Consider the following 21,234-nt stretch of genomic DNA (forward strand, 5'->3'; position numbering starts at 1 on the left):
TGGAAATAGCCCTGTATCCTACAACATGCCGGGCACTGGACCTCGAATGGCTACTAATTGTTACCAATAAATAAGCGCCCCGCCTACCCAGATGACCACTAAATTTCGGTTCTTCACGGATTACCGATAAGCAATGGTAAAAATAGGACGGACGTAGGGTGGGCACGCTTTTGTGCCCACGCGTGACCGCGATATCCGGAGTAAGGGCCTCCGCGGCACGGAAATAGGCCAGTGCGTGGATTGAATTCACGCGTGGGCACAAAAGCGTGCCCACCCTACGAATAAAAAGGGTTCTTCACAGATTAGCGAGAGCCCAACAGGGACTGAATCATCTGACGCGTGGTAGCCGCAGCCAGTTCCGGAGTTTCCATCGGAAACAGGTGGCCGCCAGGGATCTGCCTGAAATATTTCCCGACCAGGCGCTTGGTCGCGTCGAGTCCGGCCTGCCGGCATTCGACCGAGTCGACGCCGCCGACAAAACCTATCGGCACCGGAAAACCGCCCTTCAGGACGTTACCCATATTGTGCGGCAGGGTCCGGTAGACAGCAGTTTCAATATCGCGCCGAAAGCGCAGGACCATGTTGCCCTGGTCTTCTTCCAGCCCGTAGGTAATGTAATCGCGCAACACTTCCGGCGCCCAACTGGCAAACACCTGCTTGCCGGCGAAGTGTTGGTAGGCAGCTTCGGCGCTGGGCCACAGATTGCGCCGTTTGGCCGAGAACCTGGCTTGCGATACCCGGTTATCCAGTCCCAACGCTTTCGCGCCGCGCAACAAGCTTGCACGCCAGCCGACCACTACCGGCGTGTCGAGCATCACCACGCAACTGACCAGGTCAGGACGCTGGTGCGCCGCCAGCAAGGCCAGGCCGCCGCCCATCGAATGACCGACCAGGATCACCGGCTGCGAATAACGCGCCGCCAGTTCATCAATCAATTCCTGCACCAGCGCCGGCCAGCCGTCGGTGACGGGATACTTTGGATTATGGGCGTGGATGTCGAGCGAGCGCACGTCGTAATCGTATTCCAGATACTCCAGGAACTGCCGATAAGTTCCTGACGGAAAGCTGTTGCCGTGAATGAAGTGCAAAATCGGGTGCATAAGGTTATTTCATGTATTTCATAAATAAAACAGCGGACCTGTCTTGATGGGGTCTCATTTAAAACCCAAAACAGCTATGTTCCAAAGGGAATTTTAGAGCTGGCGCTCAGAACCGCATTGCTACCGCTTGCACCGTCAACGGCCATACCAATAGCGCCGGTGCTGCTCACGATACGTATCGGCGACAATGTTTTCACCGAATTTCAACATGATTGCGCCATCCTGGTCATTGCGTAAGGTCTCAATCCCCAAAGCCTGGTAACGCTCCAGCACTTGTCGTTGCGGGTGGCGGAAGCGGTTGCGATAGCCGACCTGGAACATGGCGATTTGCGGATCGACTTCCGCCAGGAACGCAGCGGTAGACGAAGTACCGCTGCCATGATGAGGCGCTAACAATACGTTGGCCTTCAACTGTCCGGCGTGACTGGTGATGATTTTCCTTTCCTGTGCCGTTTCCAGGTCTCCCGGCAATAGAACGACGTGTTTGCGGTGGGTGATTTTCAGGGTGCAGCTGTCGGCATTCGGATTATGTCTCCTCGACGCTGCCTGCGCCGCTTCCCGCACCGAATAGTGATCGAGATCCGGATACAGCATGTCAAATTTCATGCCTCCCCATTGCCAGTCTTGACCGCCATGGCAGCGCCGGTGATCTGCTGCAGCCTTGACAATCGGGTGCTCCAGCGGCAGGGATGAATACACGGTGTTCACCTTGACGCTATTCATGATCGACAATGCACCGCCGGAATGGTCATCGTGGTTATGCGACACCACCAGCGCATCCAGCCCGGTGATGCCGCGCGCTCTCAGGTAAGGAACAATGACGCGGCTGCCGGCATCCGATGCGGGTGAATAAGCCGGACCGCTGTCGTACAGCAAGCGGTGATCGGCGGTTTCTATCAGTACCGCCATTCCCTGGCCGACATCCAGCGCCGTAACCCACATTTCACCGGCGCCGGGACGACTGCCGTTATCCAGCAGCAAAGGCAGCCAGCCGATCGGCGCCAGCCAGCGCAACGGCCATCCGCGCGGCGCCAGCAACCACAAAGTAGCCAGCAGCGCCAATGCAAAAGTCCATGGCTGTGGCAGCGCCGCTTGCCATACAGCAAATGGCAAAGCGCTTAACCAGTTCAGAAAAACCGCCAGCTGCTCAATCAATGCATGCGCGCCACGCCACAGCCAGGTCGACAGCGGCGCCGGCAGCACGCTGGCAAACAACGTCAACGGCGTGACCACCAGACCGACCAGCGGAATCGCCAGGGCGTTAGCGAGCGGGCCGATCAACGATACCCGGCCAAACAATAACGTCGTCAACGGCAGCAAGCCGATGGTCACTGCGTATTGGGTGGCGCCGGCCATTTTTAATACGCCCAGGAAGCGCACGATGCGTGATTTCCCTTCTACAGCCACGTTCTGGCTACGGCCGACGCTGGTGTACAGGATCACGCCGACAGCACAGAACGACAGCCAGAATCCCGGCCATAACAACGCCCAGGGATCGACCAGCAAGACCACCGCCAGGGCGACGCACAACACATGCGAAACGCTGGCGATGCGGCCACTCCACAAAGCCAGCGCGACTGTCAGCAACATGTATAAGGTGCGTTGCGCCGGTATGCCGAATCCCGCCAGCAGTACGTAACACAGCGCCGCCAGCGCTCCGCTCAATGCGGCGACCTTTTGCGCCGGCAATAGCAAAGGCAAGGCTGCTTTGGTGAAGAAGGAGCGGCGCCACAGCGCCGCCATGATTGCCGCGAACATGCCGGCAATCATCGTGATATGCAGTATTGTACGACCAGGTGGCTGATGCCGGTACGATTGAATACCTCCCAGTCGGACTGATCGATGGCACGCTGGTCACCCACTGCAAGCGCCACCAGCACGCCGGCATAACGATGTTCTGGCAAGGCTCGCAAAATCCGCTCGCGCAAACGGCTGCGCAATACTTGAATCAGGTTGCCGGGACTGAATACGAATGCCTGCAACTGCCGGTTCTTCAACGCCAGCTTCTGATCGGAACGCACGTAGCCGGTGGCGCGCAGATTGCGCTCCAGCAGCCATGCTTCATAGTCGAAAACGGCGGATTCGCGTTCCCGTGCGGACGCTTCAAGCGCACAGTCAGTTGCCAGCGTGCGCCGGGTTGTACTTGAACCGGCAGCGGTTGACCCGCAGTCTGGTACCAGGCCAGTGCCAGGCGTTTTGGAACGATTGGTGAAACGCCGTCCTGATCCAGAACTTTCTCTACGGCAAAAGTAAAACGGGCACCTGATTCGAAATAAGACGGCAAGCTGTCAACCGTGCCAATCACGGAGATGTCGCGCCCTTCCCATGCCGACGGCAACTCATGCTGTAGGTAATATTGGGCAAGCAGTGCTGCCCAGGTTATACCGAACAAGGCGCCGGCCAGCATGTTCACGGCTGATTTGAGGCATGGATGACCGATTTTGCGGGCGGTCACGGCCGGCAATATCGCCAGCAGCAGCAATCCGCACAATAGCCAAACGTCTGGCAGCGACGCCCTGGTTTGCAAAAATGCAACACCTAGCACGAACCCTATGACGGCGCTGCGCAGACTCGCCGCCTTGCGCTACTTAAACCAGGGCCGCCAGACGCGGCAATGCGGCGCGGGCGTTGGCGGCAGTTGCCTGCGCAAGTTCAGGTACGGCCATCCCGCGCAGCTCGGCCAGTACAGCGCCTATGCGGGGAATCTGTTGAGGATGGTTAATGCCGGGATGGAGCCAGGCGGGCGACATGTCGGGCGCGTCGGTCTCCAGCACCAGCGCGTCCAATGGCAATTCGACTGCCAGACGGCGGATTTGCAGCGCACGCGTAAATGTCATCGCACCGCCAAAGCCGAGCCGGAAACCCAGGCCAATGAACGCCTCGGCCTGCTGGAAACTACCGTTGAATGCATGGGCGATGCCACCCTGGACTTTGATCCGGCGCAAATGTTTGAGAAGAATGTCTTGCGAGCGGCGCACGTGCAGCAAGACCGGCAAATCGAATTCGCGCGCCAGTTTCAGCTGTTCAACGTAAAAATGCTCCTGCTTTTCACGCAAAGGGCCGCTTTCCATGCCGGGGACAAAAAAATCGAGGCCGATTTCGCCGATCGCTACAAAACGCCGGTCGGACACGGCGGCAGCGATCGTATCGCGCAATGCCAGCAAATCGGTTTCTTCGGCCTGCGGCACGTACAAGGGATGTATGCCCAGCGCATAAGTACAATTAGGCAGTTGCGCAGCCAGTGCGGCGACCGTCGCGAAATTGGCACGTTCCACCGCCGGAATCACAATCCAGCTGACGTCCTGCTGCTGCGCCGCCGCCGCGACCAGCGTCTGTTCACCGGCAAATTCAGCGGCATCGAGATGGCAGTGGGTATCTATCCACATCGGATGATCTTTTCAAAAAAATAGGAAGAGCAAATAGTAAAGACAAGGCTTGATAGATTGTTATCCTAGCATGCGCTGATAATGCACTTATATAAGCATCCGGATAAACAATCCGTCGCTCCGGCCCATAGCCTGATAACATGATGCCAAAAAGTATTTGTTAGAAAGCAATGCAGATGTCCACAGCACACCAGCCGTCACCCCCGTTCGACCAGCGCGAATTCCGCAATGCCCTGGGCACCTTCACCACCGGCGTCACCATCGTTACCGCTTGCTCGTCCGATGGCAAACTGATTGGCGTCACCGCCAACAGCTTTAATTCGGTCTCGCTCGATCCGCCATTGGTATTGTGGAGCTTGTCAAAATCGTCCAATAGCCTGGCGGCTTTCGAAGCCGCCGAATATTGGGCGGTGCATATCCTGTCGCATGACCAGGACCAGCTGGCCACCCATTTCAGCAAGCGCGCGCACGACAAATTCGCCGGTCTCGACCTCGAAACCGGCATGGGCGGCGCGCCGCTGCTGGACGGCTGCACTACCCGCATGCAATGCAAGACCGCCTACCGCTACGATGGCGGCGACCATATCATCATGGTCGGCGAAGTCATGCACTTTGAACATTCCGACATCGCCCCTCTGGTTTACCAGCGCGGCAATTACGCCATCGCCACCCGCAAGGAACTGGCCGATGAAGCAGAAGCCTTGATCAAGGCGACCGCTGCTTCCGACAGTTTCGATGAAAATTCGATGAGTTACCTGCTCGGCAGCGCCTATTTCCATTTATATGGGAAGCTGCGTGAATTCGGCGCACTGCAGGGCTTGAACGATGCCGAATTTTTCGTGCTGAACACGCTGGCCGCGCGTAACGGCCGCAGCCTGGCGGAGCTGAACCGCCTGTTCGTCTACGCTGGCCACACGCCGCTGATCAATGTGCTGGACGACATGACCGCGCGCGGCTTGTTGCAAGTGGTGGTGGATCAGGGCGAGCGCAACGAGCGCGGACTGTTTTACCTGACTGCCATCGGCCAGGCCCTGGCGCAAGAAATTGCCAATGCAGGCAAGCAAACCGAGCTCGCATTGCTGGGCAGCCTGGGCGCAGTCGACACCATCGCCTTGCGCACGCTGCTGCGGCGCTTCATTACGCTGACCGACGAAGGCAAGTTGCCGGGTGAGTGAGCAAGAAGCATGAGCAAGAGCGTGCAAAGAACGGCAATGCGCTACACTAAAGTTTTACCCATGATCGACTCTCGACAGCGCCGATGAACATCCGCTTCCTCGAAACTTTCGTCTGGCTGGCGAAATTGAAAAATTTCCGGCTGACGGCGGAAAAACTGCATACCACCCAGGCCGCGGTATCTAGCCGCATCGCCACGCTGGAACAGGATTTCGGCGTGCGCCTGTTCGATCGCGGCGCGCGCGAAGTTGCCTTGACCACCGATGGCAGCAAGGCATTGGTGTATGCCGAACGCATCGTCAAGCTGATGCGCGAAATGAAGGAAGACATGTCGGCCCGCGACAACTATTCGGGCGTGCTGCGGATAGGCGTGATCGAATCGATCGTCCATAGCTGGTTCCCGGACTTGATCGGCCGCATCCACAAACTGTTTCCGCAACTGGAAATCGAAATCGCCAGCGACACCACCATCCACTTGCGCGAGCAGTTCAGCAAGGGTGATCTGGATCTTGTACTGCAGGCGGAACCGGTGATCGCGCCGAATATCCGCAATCTCAAATTGTGCGAATTGCCGATGCGCTGGGTCGGCAGCAGCAAACTGGAAATCGGCAACGAAACCCTGAGTCTGTCCGATCTGGCGGCCTTCCCGCTGGTCAGCTTTGCCCGCAACTCCGGGCCCCATACCATCATCGAACAACTGTTTTCCAACAGCGAACGCGGCTCGCTGCACATCAATTGCATTACTTCGGTGGCGACCATGATACGGCTGGTCAGCGATGGCTTCGGCGTTGCCGTGGTGCCGCCGGCGATCATCCAGCGCGAGCTCAATGACGGCAGCTTGCAACTGCTGCGGGTCGACGCCGATTTCCCGGCTTTGTTGCTGATGGCCTCCTTCCGCAACGATCCGGAAAATGCGCTGACTGAAACGATTGCCAGCATCGCCCAGGAAACCGCTTCCGAATTCGCACTGAATTGGGGACCTGAAATCGCCAGGCTGCCGGCCGGTCCGCTGGAACTCCCCTTTCCGCCTGCCTAGGCAGGTGTGGCACCATTTGTGCGCGCATCCCTCCCTAGCGCCCCACTTTTGCTCATAAGATTTTCCATTCAATCGCGCTGACAATTTCTTGTTGGACAGCCGTTAATCGACTGCGCATACTCAAATCGTCCGGTAGCCAAGATTGTTTGCAATACATCTGGCCATCGGTGACGGTCGTCACAGAAACACCGCGCCATCCTTCGCCAATTGCTGCGAAGCAAATCCATTTTCGGGTGACATCAAATGAGCAACAACATCAATAATGCAGCGATTGCGCTGGAAGATACCTACAAGAAAATCGCCTGGCGGCTGATTCCATTCCTGGTATTCCTGTTCGTGCTGGCATGGATAGACCGGGTCAATGTCGGCTTTGCCAAGCTCCAAATGTTGCAGGACCTGCAATTCAGCGAAGCCATCTACGGTCTCGGCGCCGGCATCTTTTTTATCGGCTATTTCCTGTTTGAAGTACCCAGCAACCTGCTGCTGGAAAAAATCGGCGCCCGCAAAACCCTGGCCCGCATCACCATTCTCTGGGGCCTGACCTCAATGGCCATGGTGTACGTCAAGACACCGGCGACATTCTATGTAATCCGCTTCTTCCTGGGTGTGTTCGAAGCAGGCTTTTTCCCAGGCGTGGTGTTGTACCTGACCTACTGGTTCCCGGCTGCACGGCGGGCTCGCGTCAACGGCTTGTTCATGACCTCGTTCGCAATCGCCGGCGTGGTCGGCGGACCGATTGCCGGTTTCATCATGAGCCGCATGGATGGCGTCGGCCACTTCGCCAACTGGCAATGGCTGTTCCTGCTGGAAGGTATTCCGTCGGTCCTGGCCGGCATCCTGGTACTGCTTTACCTGCCGGAAAAGCCGCACAACGCCAAATGGCTTAGCCAGACTGAGCAGCAAGCCGTGACCCGCGCACTGGCCTCTGAAAATCACGATAACAAACACGCTTCGCTGCGCGACGCCTGCCGCAATTACCGGGTCTGGATTTGCGCTGCGGTGTATTTCTGTGTGGTCAGCGGCAATGCCACGATCGCCTTCTGGTCGCCCTCGATCATCAAGGAAATCGGCGTCGTCGGCAATCTGCAGATCGGCCTGATCTCGGCCATCCCGTTCCTGGCCGGCACCATCGCCATGATCTGGAACGGCATCCACTCCGACCGCAGCGGCGAACGTCGCCTGCACTGTGCACTGGCGACGCTGGTGGCCAGCATCGGTTTGATACTGACAGGATTTTTCATCGGTAATGCGGTGGTGGCGCTGTGTGCGTTGACACTGGCTGCCATCGGGATCCTGGCTGCATTCCCGGTATTCTGGTCGATTCCCGCCGCGTTCCTGACCGGCACCGCGGCCGCCGGCGGCATTGCGCTGATCAATTCGATCGGCAACCTGGCCGGCTTCGCCGCACCGTATCTGATCGGTTCGCTGAAAACCACCACCGGCAGCGTGGCTTCCGGTCTCTACTTCGTAGCGGCGCTAGAGTTTTGCGCGACGATTTTGGTTTTACTGTTCATCAAAAAAGTCCGGTAGTTACAAACCCTTTTCTTTTCCTCATTCATTTTAAATCCGCGCCGCTCGGCTTAAACGCCGGGCCGGTTGCCTCTTTATAGCTGGAATCACCATGCATATCTCTTTTCAAATCGATACCGAACAAGGCCCGCGTCAGCTGGACACCGACATCAACACCCTGATCGTAGCCGGCTGGGCCGGGCGCGACCACGCCGCCATCGAACATCACATCGAAGAACTGGCAGCACTCGGCATCTCGCGTCCAAGCGCCGTTCCGCTGTATTACCGCATCGCCAGCAACCAACTGACCCAGGCGCAGCAGGTGCAGGTAGTCGGCCCCGATTCATCCGGCGAAGTGGAAACCTTTGTCTTTGCCGCGGATGGCGAACTGTATGTCAGCATCGCCTCCGACCACACCGACCGTAAGCTGGAAGCGCACAGCGTAGCGCTATCGAAACAGGCATGCGTGAAACCGGTCGCAACCAGTGCCTGGCGTCTGGCCGACGTAGCTGACTATTGGGATGAACTGGTGATCCGCTCCTACATCGAAGAAAACGGCGAGGAACTGCTGTATCAGGAAGGCCCGCTGGTGTCGCTACGCACCCCGCAGGATTTGATCGCCGGCTACACCGGTGGCGCCGCCATGCTGCCAGCAGGCAGCGGCATGACCTGCGGCACCGTTGGTGCAATCGGTGGCATCCGCCCGGCACAGTCATTTACAATGGAACTGTTCGATCCGCGCCGGCAACGCACCTTGCGCCATCATTACCAGGTTGAAGTACTGCCTGAAGTTGCTTAAACCCGCTGTCAAATGTCGGATATCAAATTTCATTTATTTCCCGAGGCCGCATGACTACCACGCCCCCTACCCTGCACACCCTGTCAGAAGCCCTGCGCCAAAATAGCGTCAGTTCGGCGGCACTCACCGAAGCTGCACTGGAACGTGCGCTCGCGCCATCCGGCGAAGGCAGCCGGGTGTTCACCGAAGTTTATGCCACGGCGGCGCGCGCCGCGGCGCAAGCATCCGATCTGTTGCGCGCCAGCGGCCAGGTGCGCTCGCCGATAGACGGCTTGCCGATTTCGGTCAAGGATTTGTTCGATGTTGCTGGCAGCACCACGCGCGCCGGTTCGGTAGCGTTGCGCGATGCAGCGCCGGCCAGTGTTAGCGCGCTGGTGGTGCAGCGTCTGGTGGCAGCCGGCGCAGTCATCGTCGGCCGCACCAACATGACCGAATTTGCCTATTCCGGCCTCGGCATCAATCCCCATTACGGCACCCCGCGCAATCCGTGGGACAGGGCCAACGGCCGCATCCCGGGCGGGTCCTCGTCCGGCGCCGCGATCTCAGTCACCGACGCCATGGCGGTTGCAGCCATTGGTTCCGATACCGGCGGCTCGGTGCGGATTCCCGCTGCACTGTGCGGACTGACCGGCTTCAAGCCGACAGCGCGCCGGGTTTCATTGCAAGGCGTATTGCCGCTGTCGACACAACTGGATTCGATCGGCCCTATCGCCAACAGCGTCGCCTGCTGCGCTACGCTTGATGCGATCCTGGCCGGTGAACCGGTGCCAGAGCTGACGCCAACTTCCCTGCGCGGTTTGCGTCTGGCGCTGCCGACCACGGTGGTGCTGGATGGTATCGATAGCCACGTCGCTGCGACGTTCGCCAACGCGCGCCAGCGGTTGCAAGCGGCCGGCGCGCTGATTGAGGAAGTCGAGATACCTGAATTTGCCGAGCTGGCTGCAATCAATGCGAAAGGCGGATTCACCGGCGCCGAAGCCTATGCCTGGCATCGGGCGCTGATCGCCGAGCAAGCTGCTGCCTACGATCCCCGTGTAATTTCACGTATCTTGCGTGGCAAGGAAATCAGCGCAGCTGACCTGATCGACCTGTTCGCCGCACGCAAGCAATGGATCGCGGCGGTCGAACAGAGAATCTCCGGCTACGATGCATTGCTGATGCTAACCGTGCCAATCGTGGCGCCCACTATCGCGGTCCTGGAAGCCAGCGACGATGCGTATTACGCTGCCAATGGCCTGATCTTGCGCAATCCGTCTGTAATCAATTTCCTCGATGGCTGTGCGCTATCGTTGCCTTGTCATGCCGCCGGTGAAGCGCCGGTCGGATTGATGCTGGCTGGCGCTGGCGGCAATGATCGAAAAATCCTGGAAATCGGGTTGGCGGTGGAAGCTGCGCTGGCAAGTGCCTGAAGCAGGTTTAGTGTCAGCAAAAAAACGCCGGATCAAATTATTTGATCCGGCGTTTTTTTCATCGCATCTTCAACCGCACGATCAACGATCAACCGCCAGCCTGGCCACCTGCAACACTTCACCGCTGCTCGCATTCTGAACGAAGGCAACAATCCCGAAACGATCCGCGCGAACGTCCTTGCCGATGCTGTCAAGCGCGATTTTTTCATTGATCTGCACCGCACCGTCCTTCAGCGCAAAGGGCCCCAGCCAGCGCCGCACAACATAGTCGTGATGCAGCGTCACGCCACCGTTCTCCCCTGCCGCAACGTTGGATACCAACTGGTTTTCGTAGACGGCAATGTAAGCATTGTGCCCGTCCCCGGAGGATTGCCGCAGCTTGACCTTGGTCGACAAATCAAACGTGCGCGCTGCCGTACCTGATAATTTGATGGCAATATCGGCCGGCGACGGTTGCTCTGCTATTTTTCCAGCCGCAGCGTCAAAATCGTTTTTCACATTCCAGTGCCGTAATTCGCGGCCGCCAACAAATATTTCCGGCGTATACACCACACGGTTTTTGGTAAATGCCGCCAATTCCTGCTGCCGTACGGTAAACCGGTGGTCGCCGAACCGATCCTTCCAGCCGAGATTATCCCAATAATCGACATGCAGCGCGAGCGGCACCACCTTGTTTGCCTTGGCCTGGGCACCAAGCCTGGATAGCCATTGGTCGGCCGGCGGACAGCTATTGCAGCCTTCACTGGAATACAGCTCGACCAGCGCCACCCGGTAGGCCGGGCTTTGCGCTGTATAGTCCTGCGCCTGGGCGATGGAAGAAATGCCGAGTGCAAGCGCAGTTAGCGCGAGCTTTTTTGTTACATTATTAAGGATTTGCACTTGAGTCTCCTGGCTGATCGTATTTCATGGTGCTTGGTCGCACTGACAGCCATTTCCTTACAAATCAGATCAAGAATCAGCTTAAATCCGAGCCAGACTACCTACGGAGCCCGATATAAGTTAATCACATCGCGCTCCACCCGCACCAGGTTTTGCCCTGCATCCACGACAAATTCAGCACCGTTAAAAGATGGCCTGGTCAGCAACAATATGGCGTCGGCTATTTCCGTAATCGGGGCGATGTAACCGAGCGGTGTCGAGCGGGCCGCAGAATATTCGAAATCGGCCTGGCTCTGATCGCCGCTGGTCGTCATCAAACCAGGGTACAGCGCATTGACGCGCAGTACCGGCGCAGCCGACATGGCCAGCATCGCGGTCAGGTTACCCAATGCCGCCTTGGCCACGGTGTAACTGAAATCCTCTGGATGAAAATTGGCGTGCACCTTCTGATCCACCACGTTGATCACGACTCCCTGCTGTGAGCGCTCCTTGGCATGCTGGTGAAACGCCTGGGTCAGCAGCAGCGGCGCCCGGCAATTCACCTGCCACGAACGCTCCAGATCCTCCAGCGCAAAATCGGCCAGCGTATCCGGAAAAAAAATCGCCGCGCAATTGACCAGCACGTCCAACCGGCCGAACCTGGCATAGATGGCTGTCATCATTGCGGCCAGTTGATCCGGCGACTGCAGGTCCGCTTGCAGGGCGACGGCAATGCCGCCGCCGGCTTCGATCGCCTGCACCGTATCCTGCGCCTCCTGTTGCGAGCTGCCGTAATGCACCACCACAGCATAACCGGCTTGCGCAAACCGTTCGGCAATCACGCGCCCGACCCGCTTGGCGGCGCCGGTAATCAACACGACGGCTGGAGTTGCAACATCCTTTACGCCATTCGTCATGTCGCCCCTTTGCGGCTTTGCATGTTTGTTCAATTTTTGACTGCAGCGCCGGCGTGACGGTCCATGAATTGGGCCAGGCGCACATCAAGGTCGGTGACACCATTCTTATCATGGGTAGTCAGCACCACCACCACGCGATTATAGACATTCGACCACTCGGGATGATGGTCCATCTTTTCCGCCAGCAAGGCCACCTGGGTCATGAAACCAAAGGCGGCATTGAAATCGGCAAATTTGAAAGTCTTTTGAATCGCATCGCGACCGTCCACCGCAGTCCAGGTGGTGAGGCCTTGAATGGCGGCGGCAGCGCCGATATGGGTAGAGCTTGGCATTGAAGTATCCGTTCGTGAAAACTCCAATTCTATAACTGGAAGCGTCGGAACGCTTAAAAGATGCGCCACGAAAGCTTACTCAGTCCGATTTGGGTAATTTTCGGTCAAAGAAATCAACAATTTCAGCATTTAAATGGATCGAACGGGAAACAACTATTCGTTGTATCTGCTGCAGTCGCGATTGTTGCGACAATTGTATGGCGCGGCCGGATCCGGCACCAGACCGGGATTGCTAATTTGCATAAAAATCATAGCTTAGCCGACAGGCAGAATGCACGGCACTTGATCTATCCATTTGAAAGGTGAACAATTGTGACGCAGACGCCTTTCCATAAGGCGTTGTCAACCGGTTGCCCAGCCCATTGCGTTAATGATCAGCGACAAGTCTCTTCATCTTCAAAGGAAAAACCATGAACTCGAAAATCATCGCCGTAACGTTATGCGCGCTGGCACTGGCTGGTACGGCCGGCGGCGCCAATGCCAAGGGTTGCATAAAGGGTGCCGCGGTAGGCGCAGTAGCCGGCCACTACGCGGGTCATCACGCGGTGATCGGCGCGGTTGGGGGTTGTGTCGCGGGACGCCACCTGGCTAACAAGAAAGCCGCTGACCAGGCTACCGCAGCGCACGCCACCGCTCCGGCAACACAACCTGCCCTCGCGAAATAGACAAGAAAATTCAAGGTCGAGCTTGATGCCGTATTTTGCCCTTGAACCCGCGCGCCCTTCGGTCCGCGCGGGTTTTCCATTTCTATCCGGATCGTTTCCCTGCGCTAACACTCCACCACGTTGACCGCCAGGCCGCCAAGCGACGTCTCCTTGTATTTCGACTTCATGTCTTCGCCAGTCTGCATCATGGTCTTGATAACCGCGTCAAGCGAGACATAATGACTACCGTCGCCGCGCAGCGCCATGCGAGCCGCGTTGATGGCCTTGACCGCCCCCATCGCGTTGCGTTCTATGCAAGGAATCTGCACCATGCCGCCGACCGGGTCGCACGTAAGGCCCAGGTTGTGTTCCATGCCGATCTCGGCCGCGTTCTCGACTTGTGCCGGCGTGCCGCCCATCGCGGCGGCCAGCGCGCCGGCCGCCATCGAACAGGCTACGCCAACCTCGCCCTGGCAGCCGACCTCTGCGCCGGAAATTGATGCGTTGGCCTTGTAGAGCATGCCGATGGCGCTCGCGGTCAGCAGGAAATCGACTATGCCGTCGTCCGAGGCGCCGGGAATGAAGCGTTCGTAGTAGTGCATCACAGCCGGCACGACGCCTGCAGCGCCGTTGGTCGGTGCCGTGACGACGCGGCCGCCGGCGGCATTTTCTTCATTGACCGCCATTGCAAACGCGTTGACCCAGTCCATCGCCGCAAGCGGATCTTCCCCATCGGCGCTGCTAGCGCGCGCATTGAGGTCCCGATGCAACTCCGGCGCGCGGCGCCGAATGCCAAGCAGGCCTGGCAGCCGGTCTGCTGCTTGCGGGTTGCCGGTGCCAAAGCCTCGCTGCACACACTGCTTCATCACCTGCCAGATGCGCAGCAATCCCTGTCGCACTTCGGCCTCCCGGCGCCACATGCATTCGTTCGCGAGCATCAGCGTGGCGATCGACAGTCCGCTTGTTTTGGCCTGTGCGAGCAATTCGTCGCCAGTGCTAAACGGGTATGGCCACGCGTGGGCGGCGGCCTGGATGCCGGGTTCGGTGGCGGCAGCGTTGCCTTCGACAACGAAGCCGCCGCCAACCGAGAAATAGCACGCATCTGCCAGCGTCGCGCCATCGTCTGCCAGCGCAGTGAAGCGCATCGCGTTGGGATGTTCCGGCAAGGATTCGTGACCGAGGAACGCGATGTCGCGCTCACGGTTGAACGCTATCGGATGACATCCGAACAGCATCAATTGCCCCGAGCGGCGCAACGCATCCAGACGAGGCTGCACGGTGTCGGGTTCGACCGTATCGGGCGCATCACCCAACAGACCGAGGATCACGCCCTGGTCCGTCGCATGGCCGCGTCCGGTTGCGCCGAGCGAACCGTAGAGATCGATCCGCACCCGCGCCGTGCCGGCCAGCAGTCCATCGCGCTCGAGCGCCTGTGCAAACATGTGGGCCGCGCGCATCGGCCCGACCGTGTGCGAACTCGATGGCCCGATGCCGATCTTGAAGATATCGAAGGCCGACAGCATCACAGCGTCATTCATGCCGCAAGTTGCCGCTTTACGAGCGCCACCCAGTAAGCGGCGCCAAGTGGCAGGATGGCGTCGTTGAAGTCGTAATACGGGTTGTGCAGCGGATGGGGGTTCTCGCCCTCCCCCGCGCCGATGCCGATGTACGCCCCGGGGCGTTCCTGCAGCATGAAGGCGAAGTCCTCCGAGCCCATCGCCGGTTTGATATCGATATCCACCTGTTCGCTGCCGACCAGGCTCGCGGCGGCGGCCACCGCTGCAACTGTCTCGCCCGGCGTATTCACCACGCCGGGATAACCGCGCCGGTAGTCCAGCGCGATACTGGCGCCGCTCATCTGCGCGACGCCGGTGCAAACCTGGCCCATCATGGCCTCGACGTTGTCCTGGATCGCCGCGTCGAGCGTGCGTACGGTGCCGCGCAGCACGACGTTTTCGGGTATCACGTTCCAGGTATCGCCGCCATGGATCTGTGTGACGCTGACCACCGCCGACTCGGTCGCGGACGTGCGGCGGCTCACGATAGTCTGCAACGCATTGACCAGTTGCGCCGCAATCACCACCGAATCGACACCGGTTTCGGGCATCGCGCCGTGGCAGCCTTTACCGGTGATGTCGATCTCGAAAGTGTCGAGGTAGGCGGTCATCGTGCCGGTCCGGATCCCGAACTGGCCGCGCGGCATGCCAGGGAAATTGTGCATGCCGTATACCGCGTCGGCCGGGAACAGATTGAACAGGCCTTCTTCGACCATCTTGCGGCCGCCGCCTTCGTTTTCCTCGGCCGGCTGGAAGACAAAATGTACCGTACCCTTGAACGGCTTGTGGCGCGACAGGTGCTCGGCCGCACCTAGCAGCATCGCGGTGTGGCCGTCGTGGCCGCAACCGTGCATCTTGCCGTTGCAGGTCGACTTGTGCTCGTGGTCGCCCAACTCCTGCATGTTGAGTGCATCGAGATCTGCGCGCAAGGCGATGCCGGGTCCCTCGCCGTTCTTGAGCGTGCCGACCAAGCCGGTGCCTCCTAGCCCGCGGTGCACGGACATGCCCATCAGTCTAAGCGCCTGCGCGACGATGTTCGCCGTGCGATGCTCCTCGAAAGCGGTTTCCGGATGGGCGTGGATGTCGCGGCGCCAGGCCAGCATTCGAGCGCGGGTATCTTCTGCGATTTCAGGTTCACGGTACATAAGGTTCTCCGTCAGCAATGTGTGGGATGTATTGGGGGTGTGGGATCAATGGAAAAGCTCGGCGACCAGTGTCGCGCCGAGGAAGGTGCCGGCGGTCGCAGTCAGGGAGACGACTACGATGCGCCAGCCCAGTTGGCGGAAAATCGGCAGGTCCTTGGCGACCGAGAATCCGGCTATGGCCAGCACCGGCGTCGTGAATGCGAGGAAGTTGAGCTCGCGCGTCAAGGCTATGACGGTGTCGGAAAATGGGAACAGCCCTGGAACGCCAACCGCCGTAGCCACAATCGACAGCACAAGGATCATCGGCATCTTCGGGATCAGGCGCTTGACGACTTCGACGATGGCGACGATTGCGACGATGACCGCCATGCCGGTCAGCGACCGCACCGGTGCCACTTCGAACGAGAGCCAGTTGCCGAGCGTCGCGCCGACGGCGATCAGCATCCACGAGACGGCCTTGTCGGTGAACGGCAGTTCCTTCATTTCGCCTCCGGCGCCGGCCAGTTCTGCAGTCTCGATCTGCTTACGCTTCGAGAAGCGTCCCAGGATAGGTTCGAACTTGTTATAGAGCCAGGACGTAGCCGGCAGCGACAGGAACAGCGTGAAGTAAAAGCCGAACACCACGGTTATCAGGTTCGCCGCTGCTGCAATCGCGGTCAGCTGCGGCACTAATTCGGCCGGCTGCTGCGCGGCGATGGCGCCCATGGCGGCTGCCATCAGGCTGCCCGAGCCGACCCCGGCACCCATGGCGAGCGAGCGCGGATCGAAGATACCCAGGCTGGTAATGAAGCCGGCGAACACAGTGATGAACAGCGCGCCGAGCACCGTACCTGTGATGTATTCAGCCAGCACGCCACGGCCTTCGGGCGAAGCCATGCCGTATTTTTCGCCGATGATCACCAGATTGCCTTCACGGCCGACCGAAAAGGTCGCGCCTACTGCCTCGCGCTTGATGCCGAGCAGCAGCGCCAGCGGTAACGCCAACAAGAGCGTACCAAATGCGTGACCGAACTCCTGGAACACCAGCGCCCAGCCGGCCTGGCGAACCTCTGGCAGCGCGCCGCCGACAGTCAGGCCAAGCTTCACGATAAACAACAGCAAACCCGCATTGAGCAGGCCGCCGGCATAGGACTGCAGGCCGGTCGTGATGCGCGCGTACCCAGGAACATATCGTTGCGCGATGCCCCAGGTCGCCGCTACGAGCAGCGCCCAGAGCATCGGCAGCAGCACGACCTGGCCTGGCCCCAGCTTGAAACTGGTCTGGCCGATGGCTTCGGCCAGCGCGACCACGATCAGCACCACGATGAAAAGCTTGCATTTGCCGATGCCGGTGACATCAGTAGAAACGGTTGGCGTGGCAGGCAAGATGGCGGCAGTGTCGGCCATGTGTGTCTCCAAAAAGTAGTTTTTATTCGACCGTCAAAAACGACCGTCTGCGCATCAGCCCGGTGAATGGTTCGCGTTGATATTGATGCCAATGCACTAATATTGTTAAATAAACAATCAATTGCGTCAATGATCGTATTAAATATATTTTGATGCAAAAAAGGCTACACTCGATGTGTCACAAATCTGGGAACCGTATGAGCGACAAGCTGGAAACACGACGGATGCGCTACTTCATGAAGGTCATTGAGTGCGGATCGGTGCGCGGCGCCGCCGATGAGTTGAACATGGATCCATCCGCCCTGAGCCGCGCCATCGCAACTCTCGAGCAGGACTGCGGCGCCCGGCTGCTGGATCGCCATGGCCGCGGCGTGGTAGCCACCGACGCCGGGGAACTGGTTGCCGCGCATTTCCGGCGCCAGGAAAACATGAATCAGCAATTGCTGACACAACTAAACAGTTTGCAGAAAGGCGAAAGCGGTCACATCGACATTGTCGCCGGAGAAGGCTTCGTGGACTGGCTGATGCGCGACGTGATGAAGGCCTTCATTGCCGGACATCCCGAAGTCAGCGTGACCCTGGACGTCTGCAGCACCGACGAGATCGTGCGGCGAATCACTGAGGAGATTGCTGACATCGGGCTACTGTTCCAGCCGCCGCGCGACGACCGGTTGCGCTCGCATGTTTCTCACCCCGGCCCGATCCACGCCTACGTGCTGAAGGGGCACCCGCTGGCATCGCATGCTTCGAACACCGGACCGCTCAAGCTCGCCGATCTGCTGCCATACAGGGGCGCCACGCTACACCGGACTTTCGGCGTGAGGCAGCACATCGAAGCGGCCCAGGTCAGTGAGTGCGTTCGGCTCAATACGATGTTAACCACAAACTCTTTCAGTGCGCTGGGTCTTTTCGCAGCGATGGGGACTGGCTACGCGCTGACACCTCACGTCGCGGTTCCGCAGCATCTCCGGGGCGAAATTCTGATCGGGTTGCCGATGAAGAATCCGCTGTTGAGCCAGGGACGGTCGCACGTCATATCCCGCCAGGGGAAGACACTGTCGCGGGCAGCATTCGAATTGCTCTCGCATATCACGCAGGCGATGGAGACCTGGGCTACCGCCGCGCGCGAAGGCTAAGCGCCGGACAGCTGCCGCTGCGGCATCAGCCAAGAGTTGGCATAATGAACGCCCTTGCAAACTCCCTTGAGAATCATGAAATTCCTCGCAATCTCGGGTAGCCTGCGCGCAGCCTCTCATAACTCTGACCTGCTCCGCGCCATGGCGCGTCTGGCGCCGGCCGACGTCAGCGTAGTGCTGTATCGCGGCCTGGGTGATTTACCGTTGTTCAATCCCGATATCGAAGCCAGCGACCCCGCCGCCGTTGCCGACTTGCGTACCCAGATCATTGCGGCTGACGCCTTGCTGATCGCCAGCCCGGAGTATGCGCACGGCATCACCGGCGTCATGAAGAACGCTCTCGACTGGATGGTCGGTTGCGAGGCTTTTGTTCTCAAGCCGGTGGCGTTGCTGAACGCCTCGCCAAGGGCGGTGCACGCGCAGGCCTCTTTGACGGAAATCGTAACGATGATGTCAGCGCGGATTGTCGACGACGCGTCGGTCACGGTACCCATCCTCGGATCGAATCTCAACGAAGACGAGATAGCCCGGCATCCGGATATTTCCGCAGTGCTGCAAAGTGCGCTGCGCGCATTGCGTGCGGCCGTGCTGGCGACACGCCTGGAGCGTCAATAATTTTCAGGCAAAGCAGCGTTATCGGCTGATCACCAGCAAAGCCAGCGCGACGACCGCCGGCACGGCTTGAATGTACAAGATCTTGCGACTGACGGTAAGTGCGCCGAAAATGCCCGCAACGATCACGCATGCCAGGAAAAACACCTTGATCGAGAACCCTGGCGCCCCCATACACAAGCCCCAAGCCAGGCCTGCCGCCAGGAAGCCGTTGTACAAACCCTGGTTGGCAGCCAGGGCTTTCGAGGCTGCGGCGAACTCCGGCGTAAGCCTGAAAGTCTTCATGCCGAAAGGTTTATCCCACAAGAACATTTCGAGAATCAGAAAATAAACGTGCAGTAAAGCGACCAAGGCAATCAACAGGTTGGCGACAGTATTCAAGGCAAACTCCACTTTCTTAAAATTTTTGTTGAGCTGGATGGCAGATGCTACAAGGTGACGCGCTTGTTACGTTTTCGATTCAAGCTGTCTGGCATGCTGTGCGGCCAGTTCAGCCTCAAGCGCGGCGACGCGCTGCACTGCCGGACGGGCATTGATCCTGTCGATATAGGCCTGGATCACCGGCGACATCGGCACCAGCTGGAAACCCGTAGTCCACTTTAACGCCGTACCCCACAAAACATCGGCGGCACTGAATTTCTCACCCAGGATATACGGCCCCTTCTCAAGCTGATCGGTCAAGGTCTTCAGCATGGTCTCGAAATCGCCGTAGGGACAGGTCGATGGCGCCGCAGGTGCATGCTTTTGCGCGCGGTCGACCACCGCCGGTTCGAAGCAGGAGCCGTAGTAGACCATCCAGCGCAGATACGGACCGCGCAGCGGATCGTCCAACGCCGGCGCCAGTCCTGAGTCCTGGTACAAATCGGCAAGGTACAGGAAGACCGCGACCTGCTCGGTAATCAGCGCCTCGCCGTGTCGCACCGCAGGCACTTTTCCCATAGGGTTGATTGCCAGATAAGCCTGCTTGCGCTGCTCTCCCGCTTTCATGTTGAGAGCATGCAGCTCATAGTCGGCTCCCAGTTCTTCGAGCAGGATCCGGGCGCCCGTGGAACGCGTATTCGGCGAATGGAAAAATGTTACGCGGCGGCTCAGTGCCATGATGTCTCCTTGTTTTGTTATTGGCGGCGCTTCGATTCAGTAATATAGCCCAAGCTCTGCCGACACACTGCGAAACAAACAGACAATATTTTGCGCTTGCAATAGTCGAAATCCTCTATTCCCCCCCCTGAAAACATGTTTCATTATTTTATTCGCAAGTCTGTTCCGGTTGACGCGACCATGTAGGAAGCGTCGTTAAAACATGGTGTTTCATAGGAGAATTTCATCTTGGCGGCGCTCCGCACGCGATCGATATAGCGGAAGGAGGCTGTAAGAGATATGTGAAAAGTGTAACCAAATGCACGGGACACATCTCAGCAACTCCTGCTTCGTACAATCGACAGCACTGAAAACATTCAGGAGCGCAAATTGAAATATCCACTCAGCATCGCAGCGATCATTGCCGGCCGCTTTTCATCTTTTATCCGCCCGCCGCAAAAAAGCCAGGTCGAAACCAATGTAACACTCAAAAATGCGCCGCCGGCGCCGAAGGAAGAAGTCGAGCCAAGTCCGCGCGCCGGCCTGGTCTGGAGCCCTGGATTCTGGAATTATGTGGGCGGCTGGTATGTATGGGAAGCCGGCCATTGGGAGCTGGAACGGACCAACCAGCTTTACCTGAAACCTGGCTGGCAAAAAGTCATACGCGGCTGGCAGTTGCAGCGTGGAGAATGGCGTGTCACCTCGGTCAGCTTCGTCAAGAAAGGGGCCGCCAGCAAAGATCAGGATAGCAGCCCGGAACAGCATTACGATCCGCTGGCGGCATTTCGCTAGTGCAATCGCTGCAGATAAGCGTTCATTGCCGATTCCTCTTGCATTACCTGGCCGGTTTAAATCCCCCTGAATCTGCGGTAGTTATTTTCCGAACGGATTGATATTGACGGCATCTTGCGCTTTGCCTGGCGACGAAGTGGCCGATGCCGCCAAACCCGTCGCCAATGGACTGAACAAAGAATTGCTGTTGTCCTGAGCCGCAACCACATGTCGCGTCTTGTCTTGCGCTGCCGAATCGTCCAGCGAGAAAACGGCGTATATGCCGCCCGTGCCCAAAACAAGGGCTGCAATAGTCCAGGCTAAATTCGTTCTATTCATGTCAAGGTTCTCCTTACCGCTTCGTCGCCGCTACGAATCAATTCGATCC

23 protein-coding genes are annotated in these 21,234 nt (G+C 58.6%); 9 read left to right on the top strand and 14 right to left on the bottom strand.

Going from position 1 to position 21,234, the window contains the following annotated elements; genetic code table 11:
- Positions 1-302: 302 nt before the first annotated feature.
- From BM029_RS06995 to BM029_RS07005, 5 genes are all read right to left on the bottom strand, one after another.
- Positions 303-1,100: an alpha/beta fold hydrolase gene (locus BM029_RS06995; RefSeq protein ID WP_092433996.1), complete on the bottom strand. Its 798-nt coding sequence runs from the start codon at positions 1,098-1,100 to the stop codon at positions 303-305.
- A 135-nt stretch (positions 1,101-1,235) separates the two neighbouring features.
- The gene (locus tag BM029_RS07000) at positions 1,236-2,858 is read right to left on the bottom strand and encodes a DNA internalization-related competence protein ComEC/Rec2 (protein WP_371329089.1); all 1,623 of its coding nucleotides are present in this window, start codon (positions 2,856-2,858) and stop codon (positions 1,236-1,238) included.
- Between the two features lie 8 nt (positions 2,859-2,866).
- Positions 2,867-3,121, bottom strand: a complete 255-nt coding sequence (locus BM029_RS26565) for a hypothetical protein (protein ID WP_371329090.1) — start codon at positions 3,119-3,121, stop codon at positions 2,867-2,869.
- Complete coding sequence (locus BM029_RS26570; protein ID WP_371329091.1) at positions 3,094-3,627, bottom strand: ComEC/Rec2 family competence protein; 534 nt, start codon at positions 3,625-3,627, stop codon at positions 3,094-3,096. Before BM029_RS26570 ends, BM029_RS26565 begins: the two co-directional genes overlap by 28 nt.
- A 61-nt stretch (positions 3,628-3,688) precedes the next feature.
- Complete coding sequence (locus BM029_RS07005; protein WP_092433999.1) at positions 3,689-4,486, bottom strand: TatD family hydrolase; 798 nt, start codon at positions 4,484-4,486, stop codon at positions 3,689-3,691.
- A gap of 176 nt (positions 4,487-4,662) precedes the next feature.
- Here BM029_RS07005 and BM029_RS07010 point away from each other — a divergent pair, with 176 nt between their 5' ends.
- The 5 genes from BM029_RS07010 to BM029_RS07030 all read left to right on the top strand — a co-directional run bounded on the left by BM029_RS07010 (position 4,663) and on the right by BM029_RS07030 (position 10,412).
- Complete coding sequence (locus tag BM029_RS07010) at positions 4,663-5,661, top strand: flavin reductase (protein ID WP_170851013.1); 999 nt, start codon at positions 4,663-4,665, stop codon at positions 5,659-5,661.
- Between the two features lie 83 nt (positions 5,662-5,744).
- Complete coding sequence (locus BM029_RS07015; RefSeq protein ID WP_092414786.1) at positions 5,745-6,695, top strand: LysR family transcriptional regulator; 951 nt, start codon at positions 5,745-5,747, stop codon at positions 6,693-6,695.
- 243 nt (positions 6,696-6,938) lie between these two features.
- A complete protein-coding gene (locus BM029_RS07020) occupies positions 6,939-8,225 on the top strand; it encodes an MFS transporter (RefSeq protein ID WP_092434002.1) in 1,287 nt (428 codons plus the stop codon).
- 91 nt (positions 8,226-8,316) lie between these two features.
- Positions 8,317-9,003: a DUF2848 domain-containing protein gene (locus BM029_RS07025; RefSeq protein ID WP_092434004.1), complete on the top strand. Its 687-nt coding sequence runs from the start codon at positions 8,317-8,319 to the stop codon at positions 9,001-9,003.
- Positions 9,004-9,053: 50 nt separating this feature from the next.
- Complete coding sequence (locus tag BM029_RS07030) at positions 9,054-10,412, top strand: amidase (protein WP_092434006.1); 1,359 nt, start codon at positions 9,054-9,056, stop codon at positions 10,410-10,412.
- Between the two features lie 81 nt (positions 10,413-10,493).
- Here BM029_RS07030 and BM029_RS07035 read toward each other — a convergent pair whose 3' ends face one another.
- The 3 genes from BM029_RS07035 to BM029_RS07045 all read right to left on the bottom strand — a co-directional run bounded on the left by BM029_RS07035 (position 10,494) and on the right by BM029_RS07045 (position 12,552).
- Positions 10,494-11,291 (bottom strand): DUF1223 domain-containing protein, encoded by a 798-nt coding sequence (locus BM029_RS07035; protein WP_092434009.1) that lies wholly within the window; start codon positions 11,289-11,291, stop codon positions 10,494-10,496.
- Between the two features lie 101 nt (positions 11,292-11,392).
- Complete coding sequence (locus tag BM029_RS07040) at positions 11,393-12,187, bottom strand: SDR family oxidoreductase (protein ID WP_092434263.1); 795 nt, start codon at positions 12,185-12,187, stop codon at positions 11,393-11,395.
- Positions 12,188-12,216: 29 nt separating this feature from the next.
- Entirely contained in the window at positions 12,217-12,552 is a 336-nt protein-coding gene (locus tag BM029_RS07045) for a 4a-hydroxytetrahydrobiopterin dehydratase (protein ID WP_371329094.1), read from the bottom strand.
- A 377-nt stretch (positions 12,553-12,929) separates the two neighbouring features.
- Here BM029_RS07045 and BM029_RS07050 point away from each other — a divergent pair, with 377 nt between their 5' ends.
- Complete coding sequence (locus BM029_RS07050) at positions 12,930-13,184, top strand: hypothetical protein (protein WP_092434017.1); 255 nt, start codon at positions 12,930-12,932, stop codon at positions 13,182-13,184.
- 104 nt (positions 13,185-13,288) lie between these two features.
- Here the strand turns inward: BM029_RS07050 and BM029_RS07055 are convergent, their stop codons facing one another.
- From BM029_RS07055 to BM029_RS07065, 3 genes are read right to left on the bottom strand one after another with little or no spacing between them, the layout of a single operon-like run.
- Entirely contained in the window at positions 13,289-14,689 is a 1,401-nt protein-coding gene (locus BM029_RS07055; RefSeq protein WP_092434266.1) for an L-serine ammonia-lyase, read from the bottom strand.
- A gap of 8 nt (positions 14,690-14,697) precedes the next feature.
- Positions 14,698-15,864, bottom strand: coding sequence for a M20 aminoacylase family protein (locus tag BM029_RS07060; RefSeq protein ID WP_092434023.1), 1,167 nt, complete (start codon positions 15,862-15,864; stop codon positions 14,698-14,700).
- 45 nt (positions 15,865-15,909) lie between these two features.
- A complete protein-coding gene (locus tag BM029_RS07065) occupies positions 15,910-17,250 on the bottom strand; it encodes a DUF3100 domain-containing protein (RefSeq protein WP_092434025.1) in 1,341 nt (446 codons plus the stop codon).
- A 197-nt stretch (positions 17,251-17,447) separates the two neighbouring features.
- Here BM029_RS07065 and BM029_RS07070 point away from each other — a divergent pair, with 197 nt between their 5' ends.
- Positions 17,448-18,386, top strand: coding sequence for a LysR family transcriptional regulator (locus tag BM029_RS07070; protein ID WP_092434029.1), 939 nt, complete (start codon positions 17,448-17,450; stop codon positions 18,384-18,386).
- 75 nt (positions 18,387-18,461) lie between these two features.
- Positions 18,462-19,001, top strand: a complete 540-nt coding sequence (locus BM029_RS07075; RefSeq protein ID WP_092434031.1) for an NADPH-dependent FMN reductase — start codon at positions 18,462-18,464, stop codon at positions 18,999-19,001.
- Between the two features lie 18 nt (positions 19,002-19,019).
- On the opposite strand, the gene BM029_RS07080 is transcribed toward BM029_RS07075, so the two are convergent.
- On the bottom strand, positions 19,020-19,379 hold the full coding sequence (locus tag BM029_RS07080; RefSeq protein ID WP_092434032.1) for a DUF1304 domain-containing protein: 360 nt from the start codon (positions 19,377-19,379) through the stop codon (positions 19,020-19,022).
- A gap of 66 nt (positions 19,380-19,445) precedes the next feature.
- A complete protein-coding gene (locus BM029_RS07085; protein WP_092434035.1) occupies positions 19,446-20,096 on the bottom strand; it encodes a glutathione S-transferase family protein in 651 nt (216 codons plus the stop codon).
- A 369-nt stretch (positions 20,097-20,465) separates the two neighbouring features.
- Between BM029_RS07085 and BM029_RS07090 the strand changes: the two genes are divergently transcribed.
- The gene (locus BM029_RS07090; RefSeq protein WP_092434036.1) at positions 20,466-20,867 is read left to right on the top strand and encodes a hypothetical protein; all 402 of its coding nucleotides are present in this window, start codon (positions 20,466-20,468) and stop codon (positions 20,865-20,867) included.
- An 81-nt stretch (positions 20,868-20,948) separates the two neighbouring features.
- Here the strand turns inward: BM029_RS07090 and BM029_RS07095 are convergent, their stop codons facing one another.
- The gene (locus BM029_RS07095; protein WP_092434039.1) at positions 20,949-21,185 is read right to left on the bottom strand and encodes a hypothetical protein; all 237 of its coding nucleotides are present in this window, start codon (positions 21,183-21,185) and stop codon (positions 20,949-20,951) included.
- Positions 21,186-21,234 lie beyond the last annotated feature (49 nt).

The organism is Collimonas sp. OK607 (assembly GCF_900111995.1).
GTDB lineage: Bacteria > Pseudomonadota > Gammaproteobacteria > Burkholderiales > Burkholderiaceae_D > Collimonas.

Bases quoted from the DNA above. Each gene is read 5' to 3' on its own strand.
- BM029_RS06995 (WP_092433996.1), bottom strand. From the start codon at position 1,100: ATGCACCCGATTTTGCACTTCATTCACGGCAACAGCTTTCCGTCAGGA.
- BM029_RS07000 (WP_371329089.1), bottom strand. From the start codon at position 2,858: ATGTTCGCGGCAATCATGGCGGCGCTGTGGCGCCGCTCCTTCTTCACC.
- BM029_RS07005 (WP_092433999.1), bottom strand. From the start codon at position 4,486: ATGTGGATAGATACCCACTGCCATCTCGATGCCGCTGAATTTGCCGGT.
- BM029_RS07010 (WP_170851013.1), top strand. From the start codon at position 4,663: ATGTCCACAGCACACCAGCCGTCACCCCCGTTCGACCAGCGCGAATTC.
- BM029_RS07015 (WP_092414786.1), top strand. From the start codon at position 5,745: ATGAACATCCGCTTCCTCGAAACTTTCGTCTGGCTGGCGAAATTGAAA.
- BM029_RS07020 (WP_092434002.1), top strand. From the start codon at position 6,939: ATGAGCAACAACATCAATAATGCAGCGATTGCGCTGGAAGATACCTAC.
- BM029_RS07025 (WP_092434004.1), top strand. From the start codon at position 8,317: ATGCATATCTCTTTTCAAATCGATACCGAACAAGGCCCGCGTCAGCTG.
- BM029_RS07030 (WP_092434006.1), top strand. From the start codon at position 9,054: ATGACTACCACGCCCCCTACCCTGCACACCCTGTCAGAAGCCCTGCGC.
- BM029_RS07040 (WP_092434263.1), bottom strand. From the start codon at position 12,187: ATGACGAATGGCGTAAAGGATGTTGCAACTCCAGCCGTCGTGTTGATT.
- BM029_RS07050 (WP_092434017.1), top strand. From the start codon at position 12,930: ATGAACTCGAAAATCATCGCCGTAACGTTATGCGCGCTGGCACTGGCT.
- BM029_RS07060 (WP_092434023.1), bottom strand. From the start codon at position 15,864: ATGTACCGTGAACCTGAAATCGCAGAAGATACCCGCGCTCGAATGCTG.
- BM029_RS07065 (WP_092434025.1), bottom strand. From the start codon at position 17,250: ATGGCCGACACTGCCGCCATCTTGCCTGCCACGCCAACCGTTTCTACT.
- BM029_RS07070 (WP_092434029.1), top strand. From the start codon at position 17,448: ATGAGCGACAAGCTGGAAACACGACGGATGCGCTACTTCATGAAGGTC.
- BM029_RS07075 (WP_092434031.1), top strand. From the start codon at position 18,462: ATGAAATTCCTCGCAATCTCGGGTAGCCTGCGCGCAGCCTCTCATAAC.
- BM029_RS07085 (WP_092434035.1), bottom strand. From the start codon at position 20,096: ATGGCACTGAGCCGCCGCGTAACATTTTTCCATTCGCCGAATACGCGT.
- BM029_RS07095 (WP_092434039.1), bottom strand. From the start codon at position 21,185: ATGAATAGAACGAATTTAGCCTGGACTATTGCAGCCCTTGTTTTGGGC.